The 15,388-nt window shown below is 70.4% G+C and carries 16 protein-coding genes, 2 tRNA genes and 2 pseudogenes; 11 read left to right on the top strand and 9 right to left on the bottom strand.

What is annotated here, in order from left to right; translation table 11 throughout:
- Positions 1-14: 14 nt before the first annotated feature.
- Complete coding sequence (locus tag ABD858_RS11430) at positions 15-1,394, bottom strand: amino acid permease (RefSeq protein ID WP_345036221.1); 1,380 nt, start codon at positions 1,392-1,394, stop codon at positions 15-17.
- A gap of 251 nt (positions 1,395-1,645) precedes the next feature.
- Between ABD858_RS11430 and ABD858_RS11425 the strand changes: the two genes are divergently transcribed.
- Positions 1,646-2,230, top strand: a complete 585-nt coding sequence (locus ABD858_RS11425; RefSeq protein WP_345036219.1) for a biotin transporter BioY — start codon at positions 1,646-1,648, stop codon at positions 2,228-2,230.
- 70 nt (positions 2,231-2,300) lie between these two features.
- On the opposite strand, the gene ABD858_RS11420 is transcribed toward ABD858_RS11425, so the two are convergent.
- Positions 2,301-3,014: an LPXTG cell wall anchor domain-containing protein gene (locus ABD858_RS11420; RefSeq protein ID WP_345036217.1), complete on the bottom strand. Its 714-nt coding sequence runs from the start codon at positions 3,012-3,014 to the stop codon at positions 2,301-2,303.
- A gap of 217 nt (positions 3,015-3,231) precedes the next feature.
- Between ABD858_RS11420 and ABD858_RS11415 the strand changes: the two genes are divergently transcribed.
- Positions 3,232-5,382 (top strand): serine/threonine-protein kinase, encoded by a 2,151-nt coding sequence (locus ABD858_RS11415; protein ID WP_425586317.1) that lies wholly within the window; start codon positions 3,232-3,234, stop codon positions 5,380-5,382.
- Here ABD858_RS11415 and ABD858_RS11410 read toward each other — a convergent pair.
- A complete protein-coding gene (locus ABD858_RS11410) occupies positions 5,346-6,800 on the bottom strand; it encodes an amino acid permease (RefSeq protein ID WP_345036212.1) in 1,455 nt (484 codons plus the stop codon). The two genes, ABD858_RS11415 and ABD858_RS11410, sit on opposite strands and share 37 nt — an antisense overlap.
- A 195-nt stretch (positions 6,801-6,995) precedes the next feature.
- Here ABD858_RS11410 and ABD858_RS11405 point away from each other — a divergent pair, with 195 nt between their 5' ends.
- A complete protein-coding gene (locus ABD858_RS11405) occupies positions 6,996-7,484 on the top strand; it encodes a ribose-5-phosphate isomerase (RefSeq protein ID WP_345036210.1) in 489 nt (162 codons plus the stop codon).
- A 72-nt stretch (positions 7,485-7,556) separates the two neighbouring features.
- Entirely contained in the window at positions 7,557-8,390 is an 834-nt protein-coding gene (locus ABD858_RS11400; RefSeq protein ID WP_345036208.1) for an Fpg/Nei family DNA glycosylase, read from the top strand.
- Positions 8,391-8,509: 119 nt separating this feature from the next.
- Here the strand turns inward: ABD858_RS11400 and ABD858_RS11395 are convergent.
- Positions 8,510-9,707, bottom strand: a pseudogene (locus ABD858_RS11395) (GNAT family N-acetyltransferase).
- A 121-nt stretch (positions 9,708-9,828) separates the two neighbouring features.
- Here ABD858_RS11395 and ABD858_RS11390 point away from each other — a divergent pair.
- The 5 genes from ABD858_RS11390 (at position 9,829) to ABD858_RS11370 (ending at position 12,879) form a co-directional block, all read left to right on the top strand.
- Complete coding sequence (locus ABD858_RS11390; RefSeq protein WP_345036207.1) at positions 9,829-10,980, top strand: SpoIIE family protein phosphatase; 1,152 nt, start codon at positions 9,829-9,831, stop codon at positions 10,978-10,980.
- Positions 10,981-11,036: 56 nt separating this feature from the next.
- The gene (locus tag ABD858_RS11385) at positions 11,037-11,159 is read left to right on the top strand and encodes a hypothetical protein (RefSeq protein WP_345036206.1); all 123 of its coding nucleotides are present in this window, start codon (positions 11,037-11,039) and stop codon (positions 11,157-11,159) included.
- 34 nt (positions 11,160-11,193) lie between these two features.
- Entirely contained in the window at positions 11,194-12,096 is a 903-nt protein-coding gene (locus ABD858_RS11380; RefSeq protein WP_345036205.1) for an SMI1/KNR4 family protein, read from the top strand.
- A complete protein-coding gene (locus ABD858_RS11375) occupies positions 12,093-12,560 on the top strand; it encodes an HD domain-containing protein (protein ID WP_345036204.1) in 468 nt (155 codons plus the stop codon). The genes ABD858_RS11380 and ABD858_RS11375 overlap by 4 nt, the downstream gene beginning before the upstream one ends.
- Positions 12,561-12,684: 124 nt before the next feature.
- Positions 12,685-12,879 carry a hypothetical protein gene (locus tag ABD858_RS11370; RefSeq protein ID WP_345036203.1) on the top strand — a complete coding sequence of 65 codons (195 nt, stop codon included), beginning with the start codon at positions 12,685-12,687 and terminating at the stop codon, positions 12,877-12,879.
- 69 nt (positions 12,880-12,948) lie between these two features.
- Here ABD858_RS11370 and ABD858_RS11365 read toward each other — a convergent pair whose 3' ends face one another.
- Positions 12,949-13,200 carry a gas vesicle protein GvpG gene (locus tag ABD858_RS11365; protein WP_345036202.1) on the bottom strand — a complete coding sequence of 84 codons (252 nt, stop codon included), beginning with the start codon at positions 13,198-13,200 and terminating at the stop codon, positions 12,949-12,951.
- Positions 13,201-13,205: 5 nt separating this feature from the next.
- A complete protein-coding gene (locus ABD858_RS11360; protein ID WP_345036201.1) occupies positions 13,206-13,613 on the bottom strand; it encodes a gas vesicle protein K in 408 nt (135 codons plus the stop codon).
- Between the two features lie 68 nt (positions 13,614-13,681).
- Between ABD858_RS11360 and ABD858_RS11355 the strand changes: the two are divergent.
- Positions 13,682-13,917: pseudogene (locus tag ABD858_RS11355) on the top strand (GlsB/YeaQ/YmgE family stress response membrane protein).
- Between the two features lie 49 nt (positions 13,918-13,966).
- Here the strand turns inward: ABD858_RS11355 and ABD858_RS11350 are convergent.
- The 3 genes from ABD858_RS11350 to ABD858_RS11340 form a co-directional block, all read right to left on the bottom strand.
- Entirely contained in the window at positions 13,967-14,137 is a 171-nt protein-coding gene (locus ABD858_RS11350; protein ID WP_345036200.1) for a hypothetical protein, read from the bottom strand.
- 26 nt (positions 14,138-14,163) lie between these two features.
- A complete protein-coding gene (locus ABD858_RS11345) occupies positions 14,164-14,520 on the bottom strand; it encodes a PRC-barrel domain-containing protein (protein WP_345036199.1) in 357 nt (118 codons plus the stop codon).
- A 481-nt stretch (positions 14,521-15,001) separates the two neighbouring features.
- A tRNA-Gly gene (locus ABD858_RS11340) sits at positions 15,002-15,072 on the bottom strand.
- A 102-nt stretch (positions 15,073-15,174) separates the two neighbouring features.
- Here ABD858_RS11340 and ABD858_RS11335 point away from each other — a divergent pair.
- Positions 15,175-15,251: transfer RNA gene (locus ABD858_RS11335), tRNA-Pro, on the top strand.
- The last annotated feature ends 137 nt before the right edge of the window (positions 15,252-15,388 follow it).

The raw sequence follows: 15,388 nt of genomic DNA, 5'->3' as shown, positions 1-15,388 counted from the left end.
CCGTGCAAGATTCCCTACGCCCGACGGCGCCGCGCCCGCCACTCCCGCACTCCGGCGACGGCCAGTACCGCCCCCGTCGCGCCGGTCGACCACAGCACCTGCGGCCGGGACGCGTCATCGGTCAGCATCAGCACCAGAACGCCGCCTATTCCGGCCAGCGCGACCCAGGTCAGCCAGGGGAAGCCCCACATCCTCAGCGTGAGCCGCTCGGGCGACTCGTGTTCGATGCGTCGGCGCAGCCGCAGCTGGGAGACGGCGATCAGGCCCCAGACGAACAGCAGCACCGCGCCGACCGCGTTGAGCATGTAGAGGAAGACGGTGTCGGGCCACTTGAGATTGAGTAGTACGGAGACGAAACCGAAGGCCACCGAGGCGAGCACGGCCCGGCGCGGCACGCCACCGGCGGTGATCTTCAGCAGGCCCTTGGGGGCCTCGCCCCGCTCTGCCAGCGAGAAGACCATCCGTGAGGACCCGTAGAGGTTGGCGTTCAGCGCGGACAGCAGCGCCACGAACACCACGATGTTCATGATTTGTCCGGCCGACCGCACCCCGATCGAGTCCAGTACGGCGACGTACGGGCTCAGTCCCGGCTTCATCGCGGTCCACGGCAGCACGGTGACGATGACCAGCATCGAGCCGACGTAGAAGAAGAGGATGCGCCATACCGCGCTGCGCACGGCACGGGCGATGTTGCGTGCCGGGTCCTCGGTCTCGGCTGCGGCGATGGTGACGACCTCGAGTCCGCCGAAGGCGAAGACCACGGCCAGGACGCCGGAGACGACGCCGGACCAGCCGTGCGGCAGGAAGCCGCCCTGTCCGGTGAGATTGCTGAGGCCGACCGGGTCGGTGTCGGGGAGCACCCCGAAGATCGCCAGCAGGCCCAGCACCAGGAACAGCACGATCGCGCCGACCTTGAGTGCCGCGAACCAGAATTCGAACTCGCCGAAGTTCTTCACCGCGGCGAGATTGGCGGCGGTGAACACCACCATGAAGATCAGCACCCAGCTCCACTGGGGCACCCCCGGCGCCCAGCCGTTTGCGATCTCCGCCGCGCCGGTCGCCTCCACGGCGAGTACGACCACCAGCATGAACCAGTACAGCCAGCCCACGCTGAAGCCGGCCCATCGCCCCAGCGCCCGCTCGGCGTGCACCGAGAAGGCCCCGGAGGCGGGCATGGCGGCGGACATCTCGCCGAGCATCCGCATCACCAGCATCGCGAGCGCGCCCGCGATCAGATACGAGAGGACGATGCCCGGGCCGGCGACGGCGATCCCGGCGCCCGAGCCGACGAACAGTCCTGCGCCGATCACCCCGCCCAGGCCGAGCATGGTGAGATGACGCTGCTTGAGCCCATGGGAGAGGGGCTCGGCCTCGGCGGCCGGGGAGTCGTGCATGGTGCGCTGAACCCTCGTGCGAATTATGGAGACCCCACAGTGTCTCCGGGCGGGGTCTCCATCCGCAAAGCCAATCCCTCCGAACTCCTGCCTGAGTGACAAGTCTCACGCCTTTGCAGGTGTATCGGACAAGGTTTGTGTGGACCCCACCATGCGCTCGGCGGCCCCTTTGTCGGCCGACGACGGTGATCACTCGTCTGCCGCTCGGCTAGCGTCACGGTGTCCCACGCAACCCAACCCGAGGAGTCCCGATGAGCACTGCTGCCGCCCCCGTCCGCTCCGGAGCGGTCCTCGCCGACCTGCTGCCGGCGTCCCGAGCCCGTGACATCGCCCTGGTCGTGGGCGGCGCAGCGCTCACCGGTGTCGCGGCCCAGATCGCCGTGCCGGTTCCCGGCTCCCCTGTCCCGGTCACCGGCCAGACCTTCGCGGCCCTGCTCGTCGGTACCGCCCTCGGTGCCCGCCGCGGCTTCCTCTCCCTGGCCCTGTACGCGCTGGCGGGCATGGCCGGGATGCCGTGGTTCGCCGAGGGCAGCTCCGGGTACGGCATGCCGAGCTTCGGCTACATCCTCGGCATGCTGCTCGCAGCCACGGCCGTGGGCGCGCTCGCCCGCCGAGGCGCCGACCGTTCCGTGCTGCGTACCGCCGGGACGATGGTGCTGGGATCGGCGATCATCTACGCGGTGGGCGTGCCGTACCTGGCCGTCGCGACCGGCATGTCGCTGAGCGCCGCCGTCGCGGCGGGCCTCACCCCCTTCCTGATCGGTGACGCCCTCAAGGCCGCGCTCGCCATGGGCGTGCTGCCCGCCGCCTGGAAGCTGATCGGCCGCAAGGGCTGACGCCGAAGCCCTGATGTGAAGAGGTCCGCCGGCTCGTCGAGCCGGCGGACCTCTTCCGTGGTGCGCCCCGTCAGACCTTGCGGCCGTTCCTGCGGGTCGTCCACCACAGGCCCGCACCGCCCGCGGCAAGCAGCATCACTCCGGCGCCGGTCAGCGGCAGCATGCTGTCGGACGCCCCGGTACGCGGCAGCTCCGACGGGGTGTCGGGGCCGGACGGCTTGTTGTCGACGCCGAGCAGCAGCGGGGTGTCGGGGGCGTTGGGTGTCGGGTTGGAGGCGCCGAAGGGGACCGGACCCTGCTGCCACAGCAGCTTCTTGCCGCTGCCCTCGGTCACCGGCAGGCAGATCTTGCCGGTCTTCTGCAGGTCGAACGTCGCCGAGACCTTGTACGTACGGTCCTTGCCGGCCGAGATGTTGTCGATGACGCAGTCGAACCCGCTGTTGGAACCGGGCGGCAACTGGCCCGCGGGGATCGGCACACAGCCGGGCACGCCGGTGATGCGCATGCCGTCGAAACCGACGACGGACAGTGTGATCCGGCCGGTGTCCTTGCTGCCCTTGTTGAGGACCTTGGCGGTGACCTCGGTCTGTTCCGACGTGTTGTCGACCGTGATCCGCTTCGGCAGCTCGGTCGCGATCTTCACATCGGCGGACGCGCCGGGCCCGGGCTTTCCTCCTTCGCTGCTTCCGGGGACCGTGTCATCCGCATGAGCGGTGAACGGAAATGACACAACGGCCGCGAGCGCGACCGCGAGCAATGGACCCGAACCTGGTTTCGCGCGCATTTTTCTTCCCCCTTGCTCCGGCGGTTTCTGCCGCGCTCGAAGGGTCCCACAAGATTGCGCGGAATTATGCTGTCATGGTGACAAGTTCATGCTTCTGTCCTGGTCACAGCCGGTACTGAAGGGGAGAACGGGAATGCCGGGAAATGCGAGCGGCGGGGTGCGCGGGTTATTGATCGCGGGCCGTTACCGGCTGGAATCCACCATCGGCCAGGGAGGAATGGGGCGCGTGTGGCGGGCGTCCGACGAGATGCTCGACCGCCCGGTGGCGATAAAGGAAATGCGCATCGACGACCTCGATGCGGAGGACAGCCGTATCCGCCGCGAACGCACCCTGCGGGAGGCTCGCGCCACCGCCCGGATCGATCATCCCCATGTCGTCAGGGTCTACGACGTGGCGGAGGAGAGCGACCGCCTGTGGATCGTGATGGAACTGGTCGAAGCCCGCTCCCTGGAACAACTCCTCATCCAGGACGGCCCGGTGAGCCCTCGTGAGGCGGCCCGTATCGGACTGGGGCTGGTGGCGGCACTGCGCGAGGTCCACGCGGTGGGTGTGCTGCACCGCGACATCAAGCCCGGCAACGTACTGATCGGCTCGGGAGGCCGGGTCGTCCTCACGGACTTCGGGATCGCCGCGATCCAGGACGCCACGCAGCTCACCATCGCCGGGATGCTCGTCGGCTCCCCCGACTATATGGCTCCTGAACGTGTCGGCGGCAGGCCGCAGGGCCCGCCCTCCGACCTCTGGTCCCTGGGCGCCACCCTGTGTGCCGCGGTCGGCGGCCAGTCGCCGTTCAGCCGTCCGACGACCCTGGCCACGCTGCACGCGGTGCTGTACGAGGAGCCGGTCCTCCCGTCGCAGGCGGGCCCGCTGAGCCCCGTCCTTGCCGCGCTCCTGGTCAAGGACCCGGCCGGACGCCCGTCCCTGGACGATCTCCAGGTGGAACTGACACGCCTGGCGGCACCACCTCCGGCGGTTCCGGTGCGGGGCATACCCTCCGTGCCGCCCCCAGGGCCGCCCGGCGCGGGAGAGCCGGCCCTTCCGGGCCCTTCGTCGACGCCTGAAGTCCAGCAGCTCCAGGGTGCCCCGGCCCCGACGGCCCCGCAGCCGGCCGCACCGGCTGTGGCGCCCCCGGGTCCGCCGCCGAGCGGGTCCGGCGCGAGTGAGCCGGCCCGTCCGGCCCCGGAGTCGGCCGTACCGCCCCCGGGTCCGGCGCCCGGGCCGCCGAGCTCGGGCCGGCGAGTGGGTCCGGCCCCCTCACCGACGCCTGCCGCTTCGCAGCCGCCGGATGGCCCGGCCCCGTCGTCCCGGCGAGCGCCCAAGGATCCGCGGCGCCCCTCGGCCCCGGCCGGGGACGCCGGTGCCCGCACCGAGCGGGTGAACGGACCGGCGGCTGCGCGGTCCGAGCCGCCGGACCGGGGTCCGGCAGAGCCCGGGCATGATCCGACGCTCGCCATCCGGCGCGTACCGGAGGCGCAGAAGCCGACCGTCGGCATCGGACCGGGGCGCTCCCGGGAGTGCGACGGCGAGGAGGAAGCGCGGCGCGTACCGGAGGCGCAGAAGCCGACCGTCGGCATCGGACCGGGGCGCTCCCGGGAGTGCGACGGCGAGGAGGAAGCGCGGCGCGTACCGGAGGCGCAGAAGCCGACCGTCGACGTCGTGCCGGAGCGTGGGGCGGAACGCGGACGCGCCCCGGAGCCCGGAGCCGGACCGGAAGCCGGGCGTGCTCCCGGGCCCGGGCCGCGGCCCGGGCGCCGCCGGGCTCTGCTGCTCGGCGTCGCCGCGGCCGTCGCCGCCACCGCCGTCACCGCGGTCCTGATCGTCAGCACCGCCCGCGACCCCGGCGGCGGGGGCGGCCGCGCGGGCGGTGCCACCACACCGGCCCCGACCGTCGCCGGTACCTCACGCCCCCCGAGTACCGGACCGGACACCCCGACCCCTCCGGCCCTGCCGCCCGGGGCGCTCAGCGAGACCGGGTTCGCCTGGGTGCCGCCGAAGGGCTGGACGCGCAGTGCCAAGAGCCCGTCGAACGTGCACTACCACTCCCCGGACGGCCAACAGGAAATCGCCGCCTCGTACGCACTCGCACATGGCGGCGATCTCCTCGCCCAGTGGCAGCGGGCCGAAGGCGACATGAACGACGTCCCGGGCTACCGCAAGATCCGTCTGGACCGGACCACGTTCCGCGGGCGGCCGGCGGTCATCTGGGAGTACGCCTTCACCGAGAAGGGCGAGCCATGGCTCGCCCGTCAGCTCGGTTTCACCGCGGGCGGCAAGTCGTACCAGGTGAACATCTGGTACGCCGAACCCACCGCCCGCGACGCCCTGTCCGCCTACGACAGGGTGATCTCGTCCTTCGCACCCCTCTGACCGGCGCCGAGCCGTTCGCGCACCACCGCGATGCCGACCACGATCGCGGCCACCAGCAGCGACAGCACCATCTGCTCGCGACCGGATGCGTCGAAGAGCATGTAGACCACCACGAACGAGATCATGCCGATGGTCGCCCAGGTCAGGTACGGGAACAGCCACATCTTCACGACCAGCTTCTCCGGCGCCTCGCGCAGGATGATCCCGCGGAACTTCAGCTGCGTGAAGCAGATGACCAGCCAGACGAACAGCGCCACCGCACCGGACGAGTTCAGCAGGAAGGCGAAGACCGTGTCCGGCCACTTGTAGTTGAAGAAGACGGCGGCGAAGCCGAAGACCACGGATGCGAGGATCGCGACCTGTGGCACGCCCCGCGAGTTCGTACGGGCGAAGGACTTCGGCGCGTCGCCGCGCTGACCCAGCGAGAAGGCCATGCGCGAGGCGGTGTACAGAGCGGAGTTCAGGCAGGACAGCACCGCGGTCAGCACGATCACGTTCATGATCTCGCCGGCATGCGGGATGCCGATGGAGTCGAGCGCGGCGACGTACGAGCCCTTCTCGGCGATCGACGGGTCGTTCCAGGGAAGCAGTATCAGCACCACGAAGATCGAGCCGAGGTAGAAGATGCCGATCCGCCAGATCACGCTGTTGGTGGCCTTGGTGACCGCACGCTGCGGTTCCGCGGACTCGCCGGCGGCGAGGGTGACGATCTCGCTGCCCATGAAGGAGAAGACGACCATCAGGATGCCGGTGAGGATGGACCCCGCGCCGTTGGGCATGAAGCCGCCGGCGTCGGTGAGGTGCGCCAGACCTGCGCCGGGGTTGTCCGATCCGGGCAGCAGCCCGAAGGCCGCCAGGCCACCGATCACGACGAACGCGGCGATCGCGACGACCTTGATGCCGGCGAACCAGAACTCGAACTCGCCGTAGGAGGCCACCGAGCCGAGGTTGGTGGCCGTCAGCACGATCATCACGATGAGCGCCCAGGCCCACTGCGGCACCGCCGGGATCCAGCCGTTGAGGATGACCGCGCCGGCGGTCGCCTCGACGGCGAGCACCACGACCCAGAAGAACCAGTACAGCCAGCCGATCGAGAAGCCCGCCCAGCGGCCCAGCGCGCGGTCCGCGTAGGCCGAGAAGGAGCCGGAGCTCGGGTACGCGGCGGCCATCTCTCCCAGCATGCGCATCACGAAGACGACCATCATGCCGACGACGGCGTAGGAGATGAGGATGGCGGGGCCGGCGGCGGCGATACCGGATGCGGAGCCCACGAAGAGGCCGGCGCCGATGACACCGCCGATGGCGATCATGGAGAGGTGGCGGTTCTTGAGGCCGGCCTTCAGGCCGTCGGAGGAGGGCGACTGGCCGGGGTCTCCGGTGTGATCGCTCACCCTCTCGAGGGTCGGCTGCGTGGGCATGTAGTGAGTCCTAACGTCTGGACGACCGTGCACTCGGGGTACGAGTGGACAAATTGAACCCTCACAGAACACCAAAACGGAAGTCTTGATTCCGATTGCGTTTCGGGTTATAAGCCGGCGTTCGTCCCTCCCGTGCGGAGATGTCCGCGAGGGGCGCCGGAGCAACCGGGCGCCTGTCATGCCACACTCGGAACCATGCGCGTGTACCTCGGCTCCGACCATGCCGGCTACGAACTCAAGAACCACCTCGTCGAGTGGCTCCGGGCCCACGGCCACGAGCCCGTCGACTGCGGCCCCCACATCTACGACGCCCAGGACGACTACCCGCCCTTCTGCCTCCGCGCCGCCGAGAAGACCGCCGCGGACCCGGACAGCCTCGGCATCGTGATCGGCGGCTCGGGCAACGGCGAGCAGATCGCCGCCAACAAGGTCAAGGGTGTCCGGGCAGCGCTGGCCTGGAGCGAGCAGACGGCCGCCCTCGGCCGTGAGCACAACAACGCCAACGTGGTGGCGGTCGGCGCCCGCATGCACAGCCGGGACGAGGCGACGACCTTCGTCGAGATCTTCCTGAAGACGCCGTACTCGGGTGACGAGCGCCACACCCGCCGCATCGAGATGCTCTCGGCGTACGAGACCGAGGGCACCATGCCCCCTATCCCGGCCCACCACCCCCAGCAGGACTGACACTCGGCCAGGGCCCGGGGCACGCCCCCGGGGCCCGGACCCCGAAGCGCGCATCGCAGGAGAACCGCACCCATGCCCGAAGGGCACACCATCCACCGGCTCGCCGAGGACCACCTCGACCGCTTCGCCGGCCGGCGGGTGCGGGTCAGCAGCCCGCAGGGCAGGTTCTCCGGCAGCGCGGCGCTGCTCGACGGCTCCGTGCTGGACGGCGTGGACGCGCACGGCAAGCACCTGTTCCTGGGCTTCGACCGGGACGGCTGGGTCCACATCCATCTCGGGCTCTTCGGCAAGCTCGGCTTCGGCGCCGCCACCGCCCCGCCCGCCACGGACACCGTGCGCCTGCGCATTGCGAACGACGATCACTACGCCGACCTGCGCGGCCCGACGACCTGCGCGCTGATCACCGAGGCCGAGAAGCAGGCCATACACGACCGCCTCGGCCCGGACCCGCTCCGCCGGAACGACGACCCGGGCAAGGCATGGCAGCGGATCTCCCGGAGCCGTACCACGATCGCCGCGCTCCTCATGGACCAGAAGGTCATCGCGGGCGTCGGCAACGTCTACCGGGCCGAGGTGCTGTTCCGGCACGGAATCGACCCCTATCTTCCCGGGAAGGACCTCACCGAGAAGGCGTGGGACGCCATCTGGGCCGATCTCGTCGCCCTGATGCGCGAGGGGGTGCGGAACAACCGGATCGACACGGTCCGCCCCGAGCACACCCCGGAGGCGATGGGCCGCCCGCCGCGCGTCGACGACCACGGCGGCGAGGTGTACGTCTATCGCAGGGCCAACATGCCCTGCCACATCTGTGGCGGCGAGATCCGCACCGCCGGTCTCGCCGCCCGCAACCTCTTCTGGTGCCCCTCCTGCCAGGGCACCTCAGGGCACGTGGAAATCCACGCCTAGTGCTGTGGCCGGGAAGGTTCGCCGGGTGGCTCGCGGCTCCCCAGCTACCTCCCCCAGCGGTAGCTGGGGGAGGTAGCTGGGGGAGCGTCGCGAGCCGGTGAACCCTCCCGGTCACAGCACTAGAAACCGTGCGGCAGCCACGGAGCGAGATCCGAGCCGAAGGCCGCCGAGGCCTCCGCCAGCGCCCCCTGGCGCAGCTCCCGCACCCGCCCGGCGCCGGCCAGCGCCGACAGCGAGACCCCGCCCAGGTAGGCGGCGCCCAGCTCCCGTACGGAGAGCGCGAGATCGGCCTCGCCCTCGGTCCGCTCGCAGGACGCCCCCTTGCCGTCGCCGGTCAGCCGCCAGCGCCCCTGGTTCCAGGGGCAGAAATCGTCCTCGACCTCCAGGACGACGTCCACGGGCACGGCGTACGTGCGGGCTTCCAGCGCGGCGCCCAGGTCCACCAGACGTACGTGCAGCGAATCCCGCAGCCGGATACCGCACCGCCGGATGTCGGACACCATCCACTGCCACGGGTCATCGGTCGGCCGGTTGCGGACCTGGATCGTCGACGTCAGGTCGATGCCTAAGAGGAACCGCCACAGCGCCGCGTACGCGGCCGGGTCGAGCGCCTCCAGATCACGCAGCACGATCGTGCCCCTGGAACCGCTCGCGTCCCACTCGGGCTTGTTGGGGAAACGGGCGTAGCCGACCGTCTCCCCGTCCCGCTCGGCGACCACGCACTGCAGCGGCGAGGCGCCCTCCCGTCCCCCGGCGGATCGAGCAGCGGCAGCCGCTCCCAGCCGGGCCTGCGGGCCGTCATCCCGGGCCGCCCGGGCACCTTCCGGGCGTACACGGCCTCGCACTCGTCCCGTACGTCCGCGGGCGCCACGAAACGCAGCCGAACCGCGTCCGTCCCCTCGGGCACCGACAGCCGCACCCGCGCGGTGTCGATGTCCGCCGCCAGCTGCTGCGTCGCGATGCCGTAGCCGAAGCGTCCGTAGATCTCCGGCTCCGAGGCGGTCAGGACGGCCAGCGGTTCGCCCCACGCCCGTACGTCGTCGAGCTGGCGCCGCATCATGGCGGTGAGCAGTCCGCGCCGCCGGTGCGTGGCCGCGTCACTCCGGCCGCGGGTACGAGCCCGCCGCCCGGCACCGTCAGCCGGAAGCCGAACGCCCCGGTCGTGCCGACGCAGTCCTCGCCGTCCCACAGCCCGATGGAGCGTTCGTGCTCGGTCAGCGCCCGCCACAGCTCACGCTCCTCCGGAGCCTCCGGCACCCCGCCGAACGCGCGCTCCAGCGCCGCGTACCACGTGTCCCACTCGGCCGGTCTCAACACCCGAAGCCGTAGTCATACGGCATGACCATCAAGGGTCCGTCATCCGAGCGACCCGATTTCGAACGCATTGTCACGGGGTCCCCCTGCGGAGCACCGCCACGCCTGGATAGGGTCCTTGCCGATGGCAAGAAATGCGCGAGCAGATTCGTTCACGGCCCGGATGCACAAAACGATGCACCGGGCCCGTACAGCGCTGCGCAAATCCGCCGTCGACTACTTCCGCGGCGACGGCTCCGACTGGCTGGCCCTCGTCGGCCTGATGCTCACCGTCCCCGCCCTCGCCTGCGGCACCGTCGCCATGCCGGAGTGGTGCTCCCCGGCCGCGCTGGTCCTGCCCATCGTCGCCGGCGGACTGCTGCTGCGGCCCGCCAGCCTGCTGGGCCTGTACGCCGCCTCCGCCGTCGCCCTCCTCGTCGAATCGGTCCAGCTCGGCCAGGACATCCCCGGCCCGGCCGGCGCGGCCGTCACACCGGGCACCGTGCTCGTCGTCGCGGCCTGCGGCTTCTTCGGGCTGCTGATCGCCCAGTTCCGGGCCAGGGTCGGGGTGCCGTGGCGGCGCGGCGGCACCATGCTCTTCGACCTCCGCGAACGCATCAGGGTGCAGAGCGCCCTGCCCAGGCTCCCCCGCGGCTGGCACCACGAGATGGCCCTGCGGCCGGCCGGCGGCCAGTCCTTCTCCGGCGACTTCGTGGTCGCGGCCCGCACCAACGGCGGGCGGACCCTCGAGGTCGTCCTGACCGATGTGTCGGGCAAGGGCATGGACGCGGGCTCGCGGGCACTGCTGCTCTCCGGAGCCTTCGGCGGACTCCTCGGCTCCCTGCCCCCGCACGGATTCCTCCCCGCCGCCAACGGCTACCTCCTGCGCCAGGACTGGGACGAGGGCTTCGCCACCTCCGTCCATCTCGTGCTCGACCTGGACTCCGGCGACTACGAACTGCTCTCGGCCGGCCATCTGCCGGCCTTGCAGCTGAACGCGGGCAGCGGCCGCTGGGAGGAGAAGGTGGCCGAGGGCCCGCTGCTGGGCGTCTACGACGCCGCCGAATTTCACCCGGTCAAGGGCACACTCCGGCCCGGCGATGTGCTGATGCTCTTCACGGACGGCCTGGTCGAGACCTCCGACCGGGAGATCAGCGAGGGCATCGACCGGCTGACGGGCGAGGCCGACCGCTATGTCGCCTCCGGCTTCGAGGGCGCGGCCTGGCACCTGATCGAGGCGGTCGCGAAGGACGTCAACGACGACCGGGCGCTGCTGCTCCTCTGCCGCGAAGGCTAGGAGGTGTCCGGCGGATCATGCCGGGCTCGCGGCTACCCGGTGCGCAGGGAGGTCTGATGCGGGGCATCACCGGCGAAGCCCCCTGCATACCGCCGGTGTTGTACGGCTCGCTGGTGGCCGCGATCGTCGCCCTGGGTCTGGCGGCGACCCACCTCCCGGCGAGGGCGGCTGTCCGCTGAGGCGTTGTCAGAGGGCTGCGGTTCACTGTCCCGTATGGACACGGACTTCGACGAACTGCTTTCGGCCCTGCACCATCCGGTCGGGCCCGTCACCTCGGAGCCGGTGTGCGCGCGGCCCGGCCACGGCGCCGGGCACGCGTGCCTGGAGCTGCCGGACGGTCTGGACCTGGAGGCGTTCGCCGACGCGGTGAGCGGCCGCTTCGGCTCCGCGCGCAGGCTGGACCCGGCCACGGCGACGGCGCGGACCGGGCTGCCGCTCGTCGAGCCCTTCGGCGACCGCCTGGCCGGGATGCGCGTATGGGCGTATGCGAGGCGGTGGATCGGCTGCGGCACGGTCCGCACCGACGAGGGCGGCATACGCCCGGTCGTGCTGGTCGCCGAGCGCGCCGACCCGGCGGCGGACCCGTTGCCGGCGGACGCCGACTGGGTGGACCGGGTGGTGGCCGTCACGGGCTGGGACCCGGCCAGGGCCCGCACGGTCGACTGGGAGGCGGTCGAGACCCGGCTGGGCACCGCGCTGCCGAGCGACTACAAGCGCCTGGCGGAGCTCTTCGGGCGCGGCGGCTTCGACGGCTACCTCAGCATGATCGTCCCGGGCGGCCGGAGTGAGGACCTGGTCCAGCACACCGAGTGGCTGGCCCACTTCGCGGCGACGCGCGGCAACGGACTGTGGGAGCCCTACAAGCTGTTCCCGGCGCGGGGCGGCCTTCTGGAATGGGCGAACACCGAGCACGAGACCCAGTTCTACTGGCTCACCGAAGGCCGCGATCCGGATCTGTGGCCCATCATCACGATGGAGGACGATCGCGCCACGACGCGGTTCGACTGCTCCACTGCCGAGCTGATCTTCCGGATGCTCACCGAGTCGAACCAGCCGTTCTCGATGGCAGGCTATTCCGGCACACACTGGTTCATGGGTTACGGGGACGACGAGTGAGGGAACAGAGCGAGCCGCACCTGACCCTGGCCGAGGTCGAGGCCGTCGCCCGCGAGGCGCACGCCGGACAGACCGACAAGGCGGGGCGGCCGTATGCCGTGCATCTGGCCGCCGTCGCCGAGGGAGTACGGGTCAGGGGCGGGAGGGACGAGCAGATCGCCGCCGCGTGGCTGCACGACGCCGTCGAGGACGACGCGCTGCCGCGGGAGTGGCTGGACGCGGTCGCGCTGCCGCAGAGCACCAAGGACATCGTGCCGGCCGTCACCAAGCGGTCCGGGGAGGACGTCGAGGCGTACTGCGCACGCATCCTCGCCACCCCCGGCGCGCTCCTCGTCAAGGAGGCCGACCTGGCGCACAACACCGACCCGGCGCGGCTCGCCGTGCTGGACGAGCCGACCCGGGTCCGGCTCACCGCCAAGTACGCGAACGTTCGCAGGCTGTTGGGTCTGGTGGACGGTCCCTGACCGTCCGGCCTCCGGTCCGGTATGTGGCGCATTCCATGCGCCGGCGATTCGTCAGCCGACCCCGACAACAGGCAGGTTGGTGGCACCATGGTCGGAGGCGGACCGACCGAGGGTGTGATCAGTTGTGGCCATTTCACTGTCTGTAGTGCTGTTGTTGGCGATCATTCTCGTGGTGCTGATACGGGGCGGAAACCTGAAGGCAGGGCCCGCGACCGTGGCGATCCTCTTCGGTTTCTTCCTTGCCTCCAGCGGCATGGCGCCGTCGATAACCAAGTTCCTCGACTCGATCGCGAGCACGATCAACCAGATCAGCTTCTAGCGGAGGCGGTGGAACACCGATTCGAGTTGCGGCCTGCTCACGGAGGCTCTGACGCGCTGGGCAGGTTGCTCATGGCCGCCCCCAGAAGCGCCGGATCTCTTCGAGCCGGCCGAGCAGCTCGGCCTCACGTCTCTTGTGTTCCTCCTGGCCGATCCGGCCGGCCGACACCTTCTGTTCCAGTTCGGCGAGCCGGCGCGCCACCCGGCGAGCGTCGTAGTGCTCCCATTCCGCGATCTCGGCCACACGCTTCACCGCCCATCTCGTGCCTCCCACGAGCGCGAGCGTGAGGGCGAGTGTCCGCAGCGGAGTGACCGTACCCATGTCGGTCAGGGCGGCAGGAGCGTTCCGAGCGGCCCGAGATCGAGGTTGAGGTCTTCCATGGTGAGACCGTAGCGGCTGCACAGTTCGGTCATCCTGTCGTGGAGGAGCATGAGTGTCAGGCCGAGCCTTTCCTCCTGTTCCTCGGTGAGGTCGCCCTGGTCGACCCGGTGCAGCGCCTGGCGCTCCATCAGCTGGCGCAGCAGCTCGACAATGGTCAGGACGAGCTTGACGAGGTCCCTTTCCACCGTCTCCGGGTCGGTGTGGAGACGACGCGCGGCAGTGCGCCGCCCCTGGCTGTCGAGCAGCGGTGGTACCTCGTCGGGCCGGGCGGGGACAAGGGCGAAGGCGCGCGCCGCCGCGTCGGCCACTTCCTTCATGCGGTCGACGTCCGGCCGGTCAGACGGGCTTGTCATGGTGGCCGCTCTCCAATGTGAGCGTCGCCCCCGGCCATCGACGTCATGGTGAACCACCTTTCGTCGAAGTGGTGAGGCCCCATGGAGGCTTGCTGGGGCGCCTGGTGTTGCCGGGGCGTCAACACCTGCCCGTCTGCTCATGATCCTCATCGGCATCGCGGCCGCACTGGCCGGTTCCGCCATCGCCCGGTCGCTGGGTGTAGCCGAGACAAGCGGTATCGACTGGACCGAATGGCTCATCCAGATCGGCCTGGCGGCGCTCGGCGTCTCGCTCGTGGACAGGACGCGAGCGAAGCGGCGCTGAACGGCGACGCGCTCCCGAGGCCCCTCGGCGGCGCCGTCTGCTCATGCGCTCACCGGCCGGGGCGACCCCGGACTCGGTGGGTCAGGCGCACGCCGCCGTAGGCAAGGGCGATCACCAGTACGACGATGCCGATGATCAGCAGATAGCCAAGGCCTTCCGCCGTGGTGCCGATGAGTCCCAGGGTGATCGCCGCGAGGACGAGCAACAGAAAGATCACCATGTGCGTGCGCACCCTTCATGAGGGGGTCAGCGGCGCGCGAGCTGCCGTTCCCCCTTGGCTCCGACTTGGTAGGGCATGCCGTAGTGCCGGAAGACCGCCTCCTCCTCCTCGACGGGCAGCACATCGTCCGTGCCGATGGACGGGGCCTTCTTCACCAGCCTCCTGTCGTACGCGACCTTGACGTAGTCCGGGCCCACGATCGCCCCGTCGAGCGGGACGAAGATGAGGCGCTGCCGCGTCGGCAGGCCGGTCCGGACGGTGGCCATGGCCGGCTCGTCGGTCGAGGTGTCCACGTAGACGGCCTCGAGGGCGCCGATCTTGTTTCGCTTCGGGTCGATGACGTCCCGGTTGCGCCATTCGCGGATATCGGCCGGCTGGATCATGCGCTCTGCTCCCTGGGCGGGTCGTCGGTTGATGCAAGCCCGCCCGGCGGCGGTCCCGGTGACCCCGTGCGGGCCCCCTCGTCACCGCTTCAAGCCTGCGTCCGCCCGGGCGGTCGCGCCACGTCAAGGACTCCTTCGAGCGCATCCGGAATCCGGTACGGACGACTGCCTGCGCGCCGTCACGGCGATGGAGTCGCCCTCCTGCGCCGAGCGAGCCGACGCCGGGCCACCCGGAGGCTGCTCAAGATCGACGCTGCTGCTCCCGCGATGGACGCGAGCGCTGACCGGGACCGGCTGATCGCCGACGTGATGAGCGGCCTCGTGAGGGAGGGCCGGAGGAAGCGCCGAAGGCCAAGAAGAAGCAAAAGATCAAAAGCCCGAGGGGCGCACGGCGGGCGACGCGAAGAACAGAACGAAGCCCCGGAAACACTCAGGGCCAGGTCGGAGGACTGAACCTCCGACCTGGCCCTGAGCCGTTCAGAGCGGGCGACGGGAATCGAACCCGCGTAGCTAGTTTGGAAGACTAGGGCTCTACCATTGAGCTACGCCCGCAAGCACGAGGAGCATGTTAGCGGGTCGGAGGGCCTCTCCGCACACCCCATCAAACGAACCGACGTACAGCCCGCGGGCATGTACCCTACGTGTCGCACCGAACGGGGTGTGGCGCAGCTTGGCAGCGCGTCCGCTTTGGGAGCGGAAGGCCGTGGGTTCAAATCCCGCCACCCCGACCACCAGCAAGATCACGTTGTGGGGCCCTTCGGGCTTGCGGTTACTATGCAAGCTGCGTGCCCGTGTGTCTCAAGTCTTCCGGGCGCGATCCGCTGAAGCCGATCAGGCCCAGCAGAATCCGAGCATCAGCCACAAGGAG

The organism is Streptomyces sannanensis, from assembly GCF_039536205.1.
Taxonomy (GTDB): domain Bacteria; phylum Actinomycetota; class Actinomycetes; order Streptomycetales; family Streptomycetaceae; genus Streptomyces; species Streptomyces sannanensis.
This window is presented reverse-complemented; position numbering and strand designations above follow the sequence as displayed.

Coding starts and splice junctions, on each gene's coding strand:
- ABD858_RS11430 (WP_345036221.1), bottom strand. CDS start 1,394: ATGCACGACTCCCCGGCCGCCGAGGCCGAGCCCCTCTCCCATGGGCTC.
- ABD858_RS11425 (WP_345036219.1), top strand. CDS start 1,646: ATGAGCACTGCTGCCGCCCCCGTCCGCTCCGGAGCGGTCCTCGCCGAC.
- ABD858_RS11420 (WP_345036217.1), bottom strand. CDS start 3,014: ATGCGCGCGAAACCAGGTTCGGGTCCATTGCTCGCGGTCGCGCTCGCG.
- ABD858_RS11415 (WP_425586317.1), top strand. CDS start 3,232: ATGGGGCGCGTGTGGCGGGCGTCCGACGAGATGCTCGACCGCCCGGTG.
- ABD858_RS11410 (WP_345036212.1), bottom strand. CDS start 6,800: ATGCCCACGCAGCCGACCCTCGAGAGGGTGAGCGATCACACCGGAGAC.
- ABD858_RS11405 (WP_345036210.1), top strand. CDS start 6,996: ATGCGCGTGTACCTCGGCTCCGACCATGCCGGCTACGAACTCAAGAAC.
- ABD858_RS11400 (WP_345036208.1), top strand. CDS start 7,557: ATGCCCGAAGGGCACACCATCCACCGGCTCGCCGAGGACCACCTCGAC.
- ABD858_RS11390 (WP_345036207.1), top strand. CDS start 9,829: ATGGCAAGAAATGCGCGAGCAGATTCGTTCACGGCCCGGATGCACAAA.
- ABD858_RS11385 (WP_345036206.1), top strand. CDS start 11,037: ATGCGGGGCATCACCGGCGAAGCCCCCTGCATACCGCCGGTGTTGTAC.
- ABD858_RS11380 (WP_345036205.1), top strand. CDS start 11,194: ATGGACACGGACTTCGACGAACTGCTTTCGGCCCTGCACCATCCGGTC.
- ABD858_RS11365 (WP_345036202.1), bottom strand. CDS start 13,200: ATGGGTACGGTCACTCCGCTGCGGACACTCGCCCTCACGCTCGCGCTC.
- ABD858_RS11360 (WP_345036201.1), bottom strand. CDS start 13,613: ATGACAAGCCCGTCTGACCGGCCGGACGTCGACCGCATGAAGGAAGTG.
- ABD858_RS11350 (WP_345036200.1), bottom strand. CDS start 14,137: ATGGTGATCTTTCTGTTGCTCGTCCTCGCGGCGATCACCCTGGGACTC.
- ABD858_RS11345 (WP_345036199.1), bottom strand. CDS start 14,520: ATGATCCAGCCGGCCGATATCCGCGAATGGCGCAACCGGGACGTCATC.